This is a genomic window from Paenibacillus sp. MAEPY2 (assembly GCF_000499205.1).
Lineage (GTDB): Bacteria > Bacillota > Bacilli > Paenibacillales > Paenibacillaceae > Paenibacillus > Paenibacillus vandeheii.
The window spans coordinates 1-548 of record NZ_AWUK01000092.1 but is presented as its reverse complement, the minus strand read 5'-3'; the positions used below and the strand labels follow the sequence as shown (position 1 = coordinate 548).

Annotated in this window: 1 protein-coding gene; it reads right to left on the bottom strand. The window is 44.2% G+C overall.

Annotated features, from left to right (window positions below):
- The coding region (locus tag P364_RS0134420) for a cation transporter (RefSeq protein ID WP_024634484.1) at positions 1–548 on the bottom strand (548 nt) is incomplete at both ends.

Genomic DNA, 548 nt, shown 5'->3' with positions numbered 1-548 from the left:
AGTGAACGGATCGACTGACGTGCTTTCTGCATAGAGTAGCGTTCTAACGCTTCGCTAATGGCAAAGAGCAACACAACAACAGCGCCTTCGCTCCATTCTCCTATAGCAGCTGCACCGATAATGGCAACCGTCATCAGTGTGTTCATATCGAATTGCAGCTGAAACAGGTTCTTGATCCCTTTTTTAAATAGTTCATACCCGCCAATAATAATGGCGGTACCGAATGCCAATGCAGGAACCATGGCTTCATCACCATAGTACGAGGCCAAATAGTAACCTGCCGCCATCAATACAAGTGAGAGAAGCACGTTCCAATTCTCTTTCCAAAATGGCTCTTTCTTTTCTATAACTCGTTGCTTTTCAGGCGTTATCTTTAAGTTTTCAAAAGCGCCTGCCTTTTCCAGCTCTTCAACAGTTGCATTTCCCATTACGGTTATTTTGGCTGCCCCAAAGTTAACTTGTGCGTCTGTGACACCAGGAAGTCTTTTTACGTTATTTTCAAATTTACCGGCACAGTTTGTACAGGTGAACCCTTGTACACGATAGAC